The 14,228-nt window shown below is 44.0% G+C and carries 7 protein-coding genes; 5 read left to right on the top strand and 2 right to left on the bottom strand.

The genetic code is table 11. The features are described from left to right. The 4 genes from D9603_RS19030 to D9603_RS19015 all read left to right on the top strand — a co-directional run. On the top strand, nucleotides 1-7,232 hold a 7,232-nt coding region (locus D9603_RS19030), incomplete at its 5' end, for a non-ribosomal peptide synthetase (protein ID WP_128732485.1). A gap of 115 nt (nucleotides 7,233-7,347) precedes the next feature. Beyond that, a complete protein-coding gene (locus D9603_RS19025; protein ID WP_128732484.1) occupies nucleotides 7,348-8,586 on the top strand; it encodes an NAD(P)/FAD-dependent oxidoreductase in 1,239 nt (412 codons plus the stop codon). A 162-nt stretch (nucleotides 8,587-8,748) separates the two neighbouring features. Then, nucleotides 8,749-9,801 (top strand): hypothetical protein, encoded by a 1,053-nt coding sequence (locus D9603_RS19020; RefSeq protein WP_128732483.1) that lies wholly within the window; start codon nucleotides 8,749-8,751, stop codon nucleotides 9,799-9,801. Between the two features lie 74 nt (nucleotides 9,802-9,875). Further along, nucleotides 9,876-10,949, top strand: a complete 1,074-nt coding sequence (locus D9603_RS19015) for a hypothetical protein (RefSeq protein ID WP_128732482.1) — start codon at nucleotides 9,876-9,878, stop codon at nucleotides 10,947-10,949. A 65-nt stretch (nucleotides 10,950-11,014) separates the two neighbouring features. Here D9603_RS19015 and D9603_RS19010 read toward each other — a convergent pair whose 3' ends face one another. Beyond that, on the bottom strand, nucleotides 11,015-12,250 hold the full coding sequence (locus D9603_RS19010) for an MFS transporter (RefSeq protein ID WP_128732481.1): 1,236 nt from the start codon (nucleotides 12,248-12,250) through the stop codon (nucleotides 11,015-11,017). Nucleotides 12,251-12,654: 404 nt separating this feature from the next. Further along, the gene (locus D9603_RS19005; RefSeq protein ID WP_128732480.1) at nucleotides 12,655-13,182 is read right to left on the bottom strand and encodes an acyloxyacyl hydrolase; all 528 of its coding nucleotides are present in this window, start codon (nucleotides 13,180-13,182) and stop codon (nucleotides 12,655-12,657) included. A 170-nt stretch (nucleotides 13,183-13,352) separates the two neighbouring features. Here D9603_RS19005 and D9603_RS19000 point away from each other — a divergent pair, with 170 nt between their 5' ends. Then, nucleotides 13,353-14,099 (top strand): transporter substrate-binding domain-containing protein, encoded by a 747-nt coding sequence (locus D9603_RS19000; RefSeq protein WP_128732479.1) that lies wholly within the window; start codon nucleotides 13,353-13,355, stop codon nucleotides 14,097-14,099. Nucleotides 14,100-14,228 lie beyond the last annotated feature (129 nt).

The following is a 14,228-nucleotide window of genomic DNA, read 5'->3' as shown; positions in this document are numbered from 1 at the left end:
CTATTGGCGCACCGGGTGAGTTATATATTTCAGGTCTTGGGGTTGCCCGCGGTTACTTAAATCGCCCTGAGCTTAATGCCGAGCGCTTTATTGATAACCCGTTTAGTCATGACCCCGGCCATAACAAACTCTACAAAACCGGTGACCTTGCCCGTTTCCTAGACAACGGCGACTTGGCGTATCTCGGTCGTAACGATGAGCAGGTAAAAATCCGTGGTTATCGCGTTGAATTAGGCGAAATTGCCGCTGCCATTGCCAATCAGCAAGGCGTACAAAACGCCGTGGTGATTGATGTAGCTGCACCGCAAGGCAAAGCATTGGCCGCCTACCTTGTTGCAGAGTCTACTCTTGAAATTACCGAGTTAAAGCTTGCCCTAAGTGCTGCATTACCAGAGTACATGGTGCCCAGTCACTTTATCCTAGTTGAACATATTCCACTCACCGGTAACGGCAAGCTTGACCGTAAGGCTCTGCCCGCACCAGAGCTTCAAGCCGATAACCTCTATGTGGCACCGCGCAATGCTTTAGAAACCCAGCTTTGTGAGATTTGGCAGCAGGTACTTGGTCTTGAGCAAGTGGGCATTGAAGATAATTTCTTCCAAATCGGCGGCGACTCTATTGTCAGTATTCAGCTGGTTTCACGCTTAAGAGAAGCTGGATTAACGGTACAAGTTAAAGAGATATTTGCCGCCCCAACTCCGGCGCGGCTGGCAAAACTTATCAATGCCAATGGCGATAAGCAGGTTGAGATAAAAACCGAACAAGGCCAGCTTGAAGGCGAGTTCGATCTGCTGCCTATCCAGCAGTGGTTCTTTGCCAATCAGTTTGCTAATCCCGCACATTTTGCACAAACTTTTGCCACGGTGATGCCAAGTGCAATCAGTGATGAGCGATTAGTCGAACTCTTGTCTGTATTGGCTGAGCAACACGATGTGCTACGCCTAGTGTTCAATCAAAAGACAGCGCACTTTACCCAACAGTACCAACAAAATAGCACCATGGCGCCTTTGACTAGGCTCGATGCAGATACACTCAGTGACGACGAACTTGCCAAGCAGTTAACCCGTTTGCAATCACAGTTTGTGTTAAATTCAGGCCCGTTATGGCGGCCAATTCGCGTCAAACGCCAAGGCCAAGATGTATTGGTATTGGCCTTCCATCACTTGATCATTGACTTTGTCTCTTGGCGGATCCTAATTGAGGATTTAAATAGCCTTTATCAAGGCAAAAAATTAGCACAAAAAACGTCAAGTTATCGCCAGTGGGTTGAGACCTTAGCCCAATATGCACAGGTTCAATCTGAACAAATTAACTACTGGCAGGAAGTACTTGATACTTGCCAAACGCACTTAACAGCCAAGAGTACATCGAAAAACCGAGTGATTAAACTAGATTCTGCATTCACGCAACCGTTGCTATTTGAGGCTAATCAGGGTTATCACACCGAGCCTAGGGATCTTGTTGTTGCCGCGCTATCACTGACACTTGCTCATATTACTGGTAGTAACAATCAGGTTATTGCCCTTGAAGGGCATGGTCGTGAGCACATTGCAGAAGACATTGACCATTCACGCACTGTTGGTTGGTTTACATCATTATATCCACTGGCACTCCATGCAGGTGAAAGCCTCGAAAACGCTATCGTCAATGCTAAGGAGCAGCTGCGTTGCTTACCAGATAACGGCGTTGCTTTTGGTCAGTTTTATTTTGCCAAACAGGTAACCGGTGCTTTGCCAAGCGTTGCATTCAACTATTTAGGCCAAATCGGTGGCACAAAAGCGCAACAACCTAGTGGCGACTTCTACTTAACCGAGGCCATTACTGGTCAACAAGTCGCCGCCGAGAATAACGGTCATTATGTGTTGGATATCAACGCAGCTATTATTCATGGTCAACTTGTGTTGAATTGCACCACAGCATTATCTGATGAACAATTTGCTCTGTTCCAAAGCCAATTCACCGCCAGCCTTAAAGCGGTGATCGATAAAGCATTGAGCACCAAAGCGCTTGGTGCCAAACACACACCGAGCGACTATAACCTGACGGGTATCAGCTTCAGCCATTTAGATGCCCTGTGCACACGCTACGACCTAGCCGCAGTTTATCCTGCAACAAACTTGCAGCAAGGCTTTATCTTCCATCAGCTTAACAACCCCGCAGACACCGCTTATCGCGTGCAGTCACAGATGCAGTATTTCGACAAAATCGACCCCTCACTCTACCTACAAGCATGGCAGTTAACCTCACTACAATATCCGGCTCTGCGCTGCGCCTTTGATGTTGAAGAAACCATGCTACAGCTTATCGTTAATCACACTTGTGTTGATGATGATAACTTTAGTGTGATTGATATGAGTCAATATCCTCAAGATGAACAAGAGCAGCACATCGCAGCGCTGGCAAAAGAAACGCTCGCCCAGCCGTTTAATTTTGCAAGACCGGGACTATTTAACCTGCATGTGGTCAAACGCGGTGAAACCCATTATCACTTAATAAAAACTGAGCATCACAGCATTTGTGACGGCTGGAGCGGCCCACTCGTTATGCAGACCGTTCACCAGAACTACACGCAATTACTACAAGGCCAAGCGCCTGTTTTTCAGGTGGATAATGCCTATTTAGATGCCCATGCTTACCTAAGAGACAACCAAGCTGCCACCAAAGCTTTTTGGCAAAATCATGTCGCTGATTTATCACAGGCAAACGATCTGAATACCTTGTTTAGTCACTCAACAGATTTAGAAACACTGCGTCATAACCACGACCCACGGACACGACATTTTACTCTGCCAAACGAAACATTAAGTAAGTTGCAACAAGTGTGTCAGCAACACTCGGTCACACTCAATGCTGCGGTTCAATTTGCTTGGCATAAACTTATCCAGATTTACACGCGCGACGAATTTACGCTTGTTGGCACAACTATCGCAGGCCGTGACTTACCAATTGACGGGATCGCGCAAAGTGTTGGTGCTTATATTAATACGTTACCGCTTTATCTTGATTGGCCTAGCGATACCACCATCGCGCAGCAACTTGAGAAGATCCAAACGGCCATTTTAGACTTAAATAGTCATGCGAATGTGTCACTCGCATCACTGCAACAAGGTGGCACGCGTTTATTCCAAAGCCTAGTTGTTTTCGAAAATTACCCAAACCTTGAAAACGAACAAGCTGAAGCCCAGCAAGCTCGCTGGCAGTTTGACGCAGCGCCAGAACAAGTTGAGTACCCACTGGCGCTAATCGCAAAAGAGCAAGGTACCTTGCAACTTGAACTAATGTATGACGGCAGTTTGCTCAGCGCGCTACGCATAGAGCAATTACAAAACCAACTGCTGCTTATCCTTGAGCAGATTACCGTAGATCCTCACCTACTACACAATCATATTGAAATAATTACTGCTGAAGAAAAAGCACGTATTCTTAATGAATGGAACCAAACTGAGCGTACACTGTGCAAGTTCAATAATTTTAATGACTTGCTTTGCACTCAGGTCGAGAGTACCCCCGATACAATCGCTGTAGTTTGCCACGATAAACACTTAACTTATGAAGCGCTCAATCAGCAAGCTTGTCAGCTGGCGCAGCAGCTGTTGCACTACAAGGCTGAGATATATGGTCATGAGTACCAAGGGGATTTTCCGGTATTGTTGATGCACGAAAAACAGCTGGACTCGATTGTCGCCATCCTCGCTATTCTCAAAGCTGGCGGTGGTTACGTGCCAATTTCACCGGAGTTTCCTGACTCAAGAATTGACTATATTGCCAAAGACTGTGATGCAAAAATCGTGATCACTCAGTCTCAGTGGCTAAATAAACTAGCAAGCTCACCATTAGCTGCTCTGAACTATCTAGTCAGTGACGCGCCATCACATGAAGCCACCGTTGAGCCCAAGGTATCTGTAAAACCATCTGATCTGGCATATATTATTTATACCTCCGGGACCACTGGCAATCCAAAAGGCGTAGAGATAAGCCACGAAGCATTGTTAAATTATGCTACTGACGACCACTTTATTGACGCCACCTTGTTAAACAATGTGCTTAGTCTGTCAAGCATTACCTTTGATGCCTTCATTTTTGATTGCTTTGTAACGCTTTGCCATGGAGCAACATTACATCTAATAGACAAACATACCCAACTTGATCCAACCAAGCTAGTAAGCTATTGCCAACAAAATCAAGTTGATACCTGTTTCGTCACAACTGCGCTCTTCAACCGCTTAGCCAACGAAGACTTTTTTGTGCACGCAGGACTGAAACAAATTAACTTTGGGGGTGAAGCCGTTGACTTGACTATAGTTGAGCAAGTTAAAAGTCAAGCCCCCAATCTCAGTCTCTATCACGCTTATGGCCCTACAGAAACAACCGTCTATGCAACATGCTGTTTACTCAATGACACCACTCAAGGCGCGCCCATCGGCCGTGCTACTGCTAATAAGTCTGCTTACGTGTTGTCACCTACAGGAAAATTACTGCCACCAGGAGTCGCAGGAGAGCTGTATATTGGTGGCGCAGGTATGGCAAGGTGCTATTTGCACCGCCCAGATTTAACTGAACGAGCATTCTTAATTAATCCATTCGCATCGACTAAGTATCTCGAAAATGGTTGGAACAAAATGTATAAAACGGGCGACTTAGTTAAGTGGCGTGAAGATGGCCTACTTGACTACGTTGGACGAAGCGATTTTCAGGTTAAAATTCGCGGCTACCGTATTGAGCTTGGGGAAATTGAAGCTGCCATTAAACAGCATCCACACGTTAAAACAACCTTTATAAAGGTAAACGAGCAAGATGGAATTAAACGTATTGTCGCTTACTTGGTACTCGCAAACACAGAGTCATTCAATGAAGCTGCACTAGAGCAATCGCTGTGTCAACTACTGCCAAGTTATATGCTGCCCAGCGCCTACGTGGTGTTAGATGCGCTACCTGTAACAATAAATGGTAAAATTGATGCTCGCGCTCTGCCAGAGCCAGAGTTTTCTCACGCACAGCACCGCCGAGTACCACAGACAGCACAAGCAAAACAGATTGCACAGATTTGGTGTGCAGTACTTGGACTCAAGCAAGTGGGGCTGGATGATAACTTTTTCCATATTGGTGGCGATTCCATTATTAGTATTCAGTTGATGTCCGCGCTAAAGCGCGCAGGTTATGCTTTATCCACCAAAGACATCTTTACCTATCCTACACTCGACGCACTATGCCAGTTTTTAGCAACGAGTGAACAGGTAATAATCAATGCAGAGCAGGGCGAACTTGATGGCAAGATCCCTCTTCTGCCAATTCAGCAGTGGTTTCTTACCTCTCATTACCAACATAAAGCGCATTTTAATCAATCTGTAATGCTGGCGCTGCCACATGATATTACACTAGATGCGCTAGAGAATGCCCTTGCTCAGCTTCATTGTCACCATGACATATTACGAGCACAGTTTAGCCAAGGTGAAACATGGCAATCTCAGTATCAAAGCACCAAAAGCTGCCCTGTGCCAAAGCTGATCCACTTAGATACGACTTCCCTTGATGCTGAGCAAACGGCACAAGCACTGACCAATATACACGGGCGCTTTGAATTAGGGAGTGGCACCCTTTGGCAACCTGTCCTGTTGAACAGTGAAACCTGTGCGCCTAGACTGGCCATTATTGTCCATCACTTAATCATCGATGGTGTGTCATGGCGGGTGTTTGTTGAAGATCTCAACAATTTGCTCCAAGGAGGCATGTTTGCAGATAAAACAAGTAGCTATCGTCAGTGGTCAGAAGTATTAGCCCAACATCCGTTTGAGCCACAAATCCCATACTGGAAAAATGTGCTACATACCCACCAGCCACTCAATGCAACAGCTCCACAGCAACACTTTACACATCGCTTCGATAGGCATTTTACCGAGCAGCTTTTACGCCATGCGCCTGCTGGTTTCAATACTGAAATCAATGACTTGTTACTGAGTGCATTTGCCAGAGCATGGTGCCACAGCTTCACCACAGACTACTGTCACCTGACATTAGAAGGCCACGGCCGCGAACATTTGAGCAATGAGATTGATACTTCCAGAACACTTGGCTGGTTTACCAGTATGTTCCCCGTTGCGTTAAAAAATGAGGACGACTTGTCTACCTTGATTATTAGTAGCAAAGAAACGCTTCGGGCTATTCCAGACAAAGGGCTTGGCTTTAGTGAGCTGGTAAGGCGTGGCGAGTTTGCTTTTAGCCAACTGCCCAAAGTAAGCTTCAATTATTTGGGACAGCTTGACAACAATAGCGATACTCAGGGTAATGGTATAAGTATGCTAAGCGCTGACTCTGGTAAAGCAAGCAGTGAAGAAAACCGAGACGAGATGGCATTAATAGTCAATGCGCAAGTGCGTCAAATGCAGCTGCAACTTACCTTTGCAAGTCAGTTAGGTGACAACCAAACGCAAAAATTTATCACTGCATTTGCAGCGACGCTAACACAAATTGTTGAACATTCACTTGGCGCGTGTGAACAAGGTAGTCTAAAAACCCTAAGCGATATAGAAGTCGGTGCATTAGTGAATGGCACGGATACCCCTATTGAGTGGTTTTTATTTCCACCTGGAGGTGGAGGCGCTGAGAGTTACTTACAATCGCTTGCCCCGAAACTTTCGTCACCCTGTTATTGCTTCAACAACATTTATGCTGCGCAAGACAAGTGCGAAGGCTCATTGGCTTATGAATACTACCAGTTCCAAACGCTAGCCCCGCAATATGTTATCCACCTTAAAAAGTTAAAACCAAGTGGCCCTTACCGACTTTTTGGTTGGAGCTTTGGGGCAACACTGGTACTAGAGGTCGCAAAGTTATTACAGAAAAACGGCGACACGATTGAGCACATTGTGTTTGTTGACCCATGTTTTGACTACGCAAAAGTTAATGATGAAGCTTTTACTTTATACCCCGAATTTGCAGCGCTAGCACCTGATAGTATTAATTACAATTACTGTGCTGAACCTCGATTTGTATGCGATGCAAAAGTGACCCTGTTTAGTGCCGGATCAGAGGTAGAGATCTCCCCCTCGGACAGTTTAGAACTACAACTATCCAATCGTATTATCAACTTATATCTCAACAAAAAGCATAATCTTATTAATACAGTCATGGATATTAAACAGCTCCAAGAAATCGTGATGACAGGCTCTCACAACAGCTGGATTAAAACCCCTGATGACTTAATAAAAATGTCAGAAATTATGAACACTATTTAACAATTTCACTGTTAATATAGTGTTAAATTAAAGTCCTAGTGTGATGCTTAAGTGTATCACTCTAGGACTAACTCAATGCCACATTTCTCACAATATATGATTAAGGAATTACAAAATGGCTAAGGAAAATGTAGATGTACTTATTATCGGTGCTGGACCCGCCGGCACCATGACCGCAGCAAAACTTATCAAAGCTGGACTCACGGTAAAAATTGTTGAGCGTAGCCACTTCCCTCGCTATGTCATCGGTGAAAGTCTTCTACCACAAAGTATGCAGCACTTAGAAGATGCGGGATTTATGGAAGCCCTTGTCGCACGCAATTACCAGAAAAAAATTGGTGCCAATTTTAAGCAAGATGATTTCCACGAATTTTTCGACTTTTCAAAAAATTATACTGATGGCTGGACTTGGACTTGGCAAGTACCTAGAGACGATTTTGATAATGTACTTGCAGAAGAAGTACAAAAAATGGGCGCACCTATTGCGTTCGGTACATCAGTTGTTGATGCTAATATGGAGCTTGAATCACCTATTGTTAAAGTAGTAAACGAGGCCGGTGAGCAACAAGAAATCCAAGCAAAATTCGTAGTTGACTCCAGTGGTTATGGCCGTGTGCTAGCTAACTTATTGGACTTAAACGAGCCTTCTTCTTTACCTACACGTGCAACACTGTTCGCACAATTTAAACCAGCAAACGGTGTCAATACAGGCGCTGAAAACAATAAAGTCACTATTTTAGTTCACGAAGAAGAAGTTTGGGCGTGGCTGATCCCTTTCTCAGATGGCCGCGTTTCCGTTGGTTTTGTTGGTGATCCGGTTTATTTAGAGAGCGCAGAAGGTGATACCAAAGCACGCTTTTTAACTTATCTTGCTCGTGATAAACATGCCTCCGCGATGCTAGAGGGAATGGAGCTTTGCATGGAGCCTAAGGAGATTAAAGGTTATTCCAAAGGGATTAAGCAGCTTTATGGCAAAAACTTCGTGCTAACTGGTAACGCTAGCGAGTTTATTGATCCTGTTTTTTCAGCGGGAGTTATGTTTGCGATTGAGTCCGGAGCTAGAGCCGCAGACTTAATAGTCAAGCAACTTGAGGGTAAAGCCGCAGACTGGCAACAAGAGTATGAGCAGCACATGCTTGATGGTATCGCAGTGATGCGCACCTATATTGAAGGCTGGTATGACGGTCGTCTGCGCCGTTTATTCTTTTCAAATAACAAGCCGGAAAAAATAAAAAGCCAAATCACTTCTGTTTTGGCAGGTTATGTTTGGGACGACACCAACCCATTTGTGAAACGTAGTGAAAAAACATTAAATTTACTTTCGGATCTTCACAATAACCCAGAGGTAGCGTAAGTTAACCTGACGTGAATATAATGATGCACGTCAAATTATACTAATAAGATGCGTTTCAGTAGTAGTGAAAGTAGTTGTGCGAACTCTAAGAGCTCACGAGATTAATACTCGGTCTTAGGCTAGTTATAGATGTGTCACTTGGCGCTTTAAAGGACGAAGACAATGAAAACTAACTTTGTATACACTGCTGTTATTTCAGCGTTATTATCCGGCGTGGCACTTAGCACTCCGGTGCAGGCCGCAAACTATAAAACCATTCTTATCCATGGCTTTCAAGCGGATCAACTAAACCGCCCAACTAGCACGAATGTTGAGCTTGAAGGTCAAGAGTACTGGTCATCTTTTTGGATAAACCATGCTGATGCTCGCATCGATTGGCCTTCTTATGAGCGCCTAGAAGGTAAAATTGCCACTGACTTTATTTGGCCAAAATTAAAGTCATTTGCCGAGAATGGCACCTGTGATCCAGGGTGTGTGTTTGTGACTCACTCAACAGGTGATCTAGTCGCACGTTATATCTTAGATAACCAAGCAACTTGGTTGCAAAATGCAGGCCTTTCTCCTTTGAATATTGTCGCTACCTTTGATTTAGCAGGTGCCGGTGGGGGCAGCGAATTAGCTGACACCGCAATTAACGCGGCAACTTCTGGTGGCATAGTCGGTGGACTAACACGTCAAGCTATTGAAGCGTGGCTAGGCAGTATGCCCGAAGAGTTTGGGATAATGTGGGATTTAAAGGTAAATAATGCCAGACAAGTCTCGCAATACCCGAGTGACAATGCGCCACGCCTGCGATTTGTTGCTGATGCAAGTGACTATTTTGGTCTCACGTCAGGCTTTTTACCTGGCAATGACGATGGTGTGGTATCTACTCATTCCTCTTGCGGTGCGTCGGCAAAAGGCAGTTTTGGAAGCTGCAGTAGCAGTGTTGCTATCAATGGTCAGCTCACCGCACAAGATGATGCAGTAACAAGCTTTATGCCCTATCACTACCCACTTCTCATGAGTGCTGAGTATAGTCACGGCAATCTTCCTGATAGAGACTATCAGGGCAAAGTAACCGCAGCACGCACCCAGTTCAATGCTGGATATAAGACTATTCGCTTCAACACTTACGAAGAAACAACTGGCAGTTGGTTTTGGAAAAAAACCTATCGCTACGTAAGCGAGTCTGACTCTCAAAGCTTTTCACAATTGATTTTAAGTTCACTGTGATCACAGTGTCACTTTGCTAATTTCTATGTTGAGGAACTGACTTGCGCAGTTCCTTGTATTAACAGAGTAAGTTTATGAAAAAGTTTTTCTTAATCAGCACGCTTTTAGTCATCGTCTGTATTGCGGCAGTTTTTTTTGCCTTGCAACGCCCAATGCCTCCCTCACCTACACCCGCCTTGCAGGCAACTCCTCCCCTTAATGCAAGTGCGATAACACCAACTCCGAAGGCGGCTACAGCGCAAGCCACAGCGTCAAAAAAACAACCTCTCATCGATGCCCTGCCCCTTGCACAAGCAGCGCAATCTGCGGCAGCACATTATGAGTACAGCATCTCCTTGCCACCCTATTCACAACCACTTGGGAAAGGGGATTTTGACAGACTCAACCCCAACCATTTTTACGCCGTTACTATGTTATTAGAAGATACCAACCAACAGGTGTCTTTGACATTAAATCAATATCGCTTTATTCATCCAGCAACCATCGAAGTTAGTTTATCTGGCAGTCAGTTTTCCAGTGCGGTTGCTACAGTCGTTGATCCAATGACACAACAGACCATCGCAACCTCTCGATTAATAAAAAAAGCAGAGGTTTGGCAAGGAGAAATTGCAGGACAAGCAGACTGGCCACCTGAGTTAAATATCCAAGTTAGAGCAAACCCAACTAATGCAAAGCCCGTAGCACTGACCGCCAATGCTCGTTACTATCAACCCAGCGCTACTTTACTAACGATTGCCCAGCCATATCCCCATAAAAGCGATTTAGTCATTCCGCTTCAACTTGAGGTAAAACAAAGCGGTAGCTATCGGATCCGCGCAAACCTGTTCACACCTGATGGCACTCCCGTAAGTCATCTAGTAGAAAAGCAAAAGCTCAGCGAGGGTAAACAGGTCTTTCATTTAAAAGCCCATCACTCAGTGCTTGAGCCATTTTCAGCGAAGTCAGGCCCTTCACGATTTACACTAAAAACCTTTGTTATTGAGAAAATGTCACCCATGCCAGGAAAACGAGCACAATTTGGCGACAGTAAAGTCTCTGAGTATGAGATCACCGATTTTTACTTTGACGCATTGGAGCGTCAGCCATATCAGCCAAGCGCAGCGGAGCAACAGCGCCTTAGCTACTTACAGAAAATGGCTGGTAATTAATACCAGTTAAAAAGGTAAGCGGTGATACAGATTCGAACACCGCATATACTGTGAGCGCGGGATATTTAAGAAGCTTCAGCGGCCACGCTTGGTTTTACCTGAGCAATACGATAAAAACCAAGCGCCGTGATTGATACTAATGTCATTACTATAAACAACATCATCCCTGAGTGCAGATCCAAGATAAGTCCACCTAATACTGGTGCCACAGCATATCCTAGGGAACAAAGTCCAGCGGCACCAAAGTAACTAGCTTTTAAATTATCAGGAGCCAACCTATCGATGTACACATTGATATTTGTGAACATAATCGCCTCGCTTAAACTCAACACCATCATTGCTGCTATCCAACCCCAGACATTTTGTACATCATTGATAGCCATCATCAATTGAGATATCACCAAAACTATCCCGCCTGCATATAGTCGATGTTCAATTCGCCAATTTTTCATCAAATGGAGCAGCGGAAACTGGCAGATAATAATGACACTTGAGTTCGCTATTATGAGGCTTGAGATCAGCCATGCTAAGTCAGGTACTTGAGCACGGGTAAGGTATTGAACTAAGCTCGAATCACACTGAGCATATACTAAGTACACCAAAGTCGTGGCAACAAGCACTATCAGAAATACTTTATCTTTACGTAAAATCCCGAGCCACTTTGAAAACTTTGGTACAGATTTAGCTGCTGACTGAGCAGTTGCAAGCTGTGCTTCACTCAACTTAGGTCGAAAATAAAGCAGAGCAAATAGTAGACCAATATAAGATATACCGGTGTAGATAAAACTAAATTGCTCCCCGTTGAGCCCCGCCCATAATCCATAAAGAGGCCCAAGCGCTGCTCCCACATTGACTAAGAAATAGAGAAGGTGAAGCGCTAGTTCTCTGTCTTTTACATCTGCCAGTTCTTCGGTAAGTAACGCCTTACTAGGTGCATCCCAAAGCGTTCTGGGCAAACAGGCCAAAAATACCGATGTTGCGAATAGCCATAATGACTCTGCCACCGCTAGCATAGAAAAAGAAATCGCACCTATGCTGACAGCAATGTATAACATTTTGGTGCGACCAAAACGATCAGCCAAATTACCGGTGTAAAAGCCTAAAAAGACTGCGACCGTCGCAGATACCGTCAGCAGCAAGCCTACCTCAGTAGCGCTCAGCCCATAGTTTTCATACAGTATTACGGCTAAAAATGGCCACACCATGTAATAGCTGGCACGAACAAAAAAGTTGCCAATTAGCATCACCCAAACTAATGGGGTGAAACGCGTTAATCGTGTAGTTACAGAGCTTATTTCCATGGTTCTTCCTTCTTTATTATTGTTTGGAAAAAGACCTTAATTCCTAAACCTAAGTTTAGGTCAAACTTTTGTTCGCAGTATTACACCTGAACTCAAGATAAAAGGTTATAAAATACCCAAGCTCAAAAGGCGTAATATAACGCTAGTCAGAAGTTATTTGTCGTTACAGCTGAACACTGCGGCCAAAACATCCCTAAAACAGCAACATCAGCTGGTAGATTCTAACGCGTTACCAAAGGAAAATAATCGTGAAATAAGTAAGAAAAGATTTCATCCTTGAAATCATAAAAGGGAGAAAAAACCGTTGTGCAAACCGGATCCGACCTGTTTGCAAAATCACGCTAAGGTTGAGCAATAACAGCCAACCTACTGTTTGAATACGAAAGTTGGTTTAGTAAACCGTATTAGAACCGCCTAACGTAAAATAAGTTAAAGAAATCCAGACCTGGATTATGATCACTTAGACCAGCATTTGAGTAATGTAAGTACCTCATTCCCACTTTGCTAGTTGGTGTTACGCTTAAATTGATACCAATTCGGTCTTCAAATTGATAATGCACACCAATATCTTTACCGGCAAAACGTGTGTCACTGACGTATGACATGCCAATACCAAATTCAAAATTAACAGGCATCGTGCCGAGTTTTGTTATTGGCACATTGAGCACAGGCGATAAAGCAATTGCAAAACTAGTGTCTGAACGTTTTGGGTCGCCATACTCCCAATAGTTCGTACTCAACTCAAAGTAAATGTACGAACCTTCACTAAACCCATATTCTGAAATACTAAAGTGTGCTGGCCGATAACCAAGCCTTAAGCCTTTAACGTCACCCTCTCCCATCACATAATCCAGTGCAACTTCACTACTATATGAAGGGATAGACACCAATAAGAAACCTAGCCAGACCATTATCAATGAAACAAAACGCATAACAACTCCTCAACCACGGAGACTAGTTTACGTCATTATTTAATTCTATAAACACACCAAAACGCACTTTAATGATGCCATAATGACACCAAATAAAAATTATCAAGGCACAAGGAAAACCAATACCAAATTATGAGTTATACTACCTAAAACGACCTTGAGAACGTTATATGCAGTATTTCATTGGGAGCGTTATCGCTATATTCAGTGCTTTTTATACACACGCTGACATACCAAAGAAAATAGATATCTACACCGAGCATTTTCCTCCTTATCAAGTCAAACAAAAAAATGGCGCCATAGGCGGTTTTGCTAGCGAAATTGTCAGACTCATTATGTGGGAAGCCGATTTAGGCTATCAAATCTATATGTTGCCATGGGCACGAGCCAAGTCATATGCCAGTAAATCGCCTTACGCATTGCTGTACTCATTAGCCAAGACCAGTGATCGAGAAGCGAATTACACTTGGATTGCACCGCTGTGTGAATTGAACGTCGCGTTTTACAAGCGTGCCGATGTAAACACTCACTCTCAGTGGAGTATAGAAAAAATAAAACAACATGTTGTTGCCGTTGGTGCCGACCAACTCTCAGAGAATTACCTGAAACAGCACGGTTTTAATCCTGACAATAACCTTGTATCGGTCAGTAGCTTTAATCGAGCTGGCGGTCTGCTTGAAAAAGGTAGAATAGACTTCATCTTCGGTGCGGAGAATTTTGTTGAAAGAATGGCAACTAGAATGGGTGTCCGTGCGCAATGGGATAAAGTCTTAGAAGTCCCCGACTTGAGTAAAACACTTTACCTCACTGCTCATAAAAATGCGCCAGAAGCTTACGTACAAAAATTAAAAAAAGCAGCAGCTCAAGTACTTGAAAAACGTCATATGACTGACGTTGGCTGTCAAGTTAGGCCGTAACACCCAGCTGATCATTTTACTCGCAATCTCGATATGATAAGTCTACAGTACAGACTGGAGGTATTAATACCAATTTGACTTAAAACTTGCTCAATTTGAAGGAGTAAATCTGACGCTAACAGCGCTAAA

Origin of the sequence: Pseudoalteromonas sp. PS5, assembly GCF_004103255.1 — a bacterium.
GTDB classification, from domain to species: domain Bacteria; phylum Pseudomonadota; class Gammaproteobacteria; order Enterobacterales; family Alteromonadaceae; genus Pseudoalteromonas; species Pseudoalteromonas peptidolytica.
The sequence above is the reverse complement of the archived record's forward strand: the minus strand, read 5'-3'. Positions and strand labels throughout refer to the sequence as shown.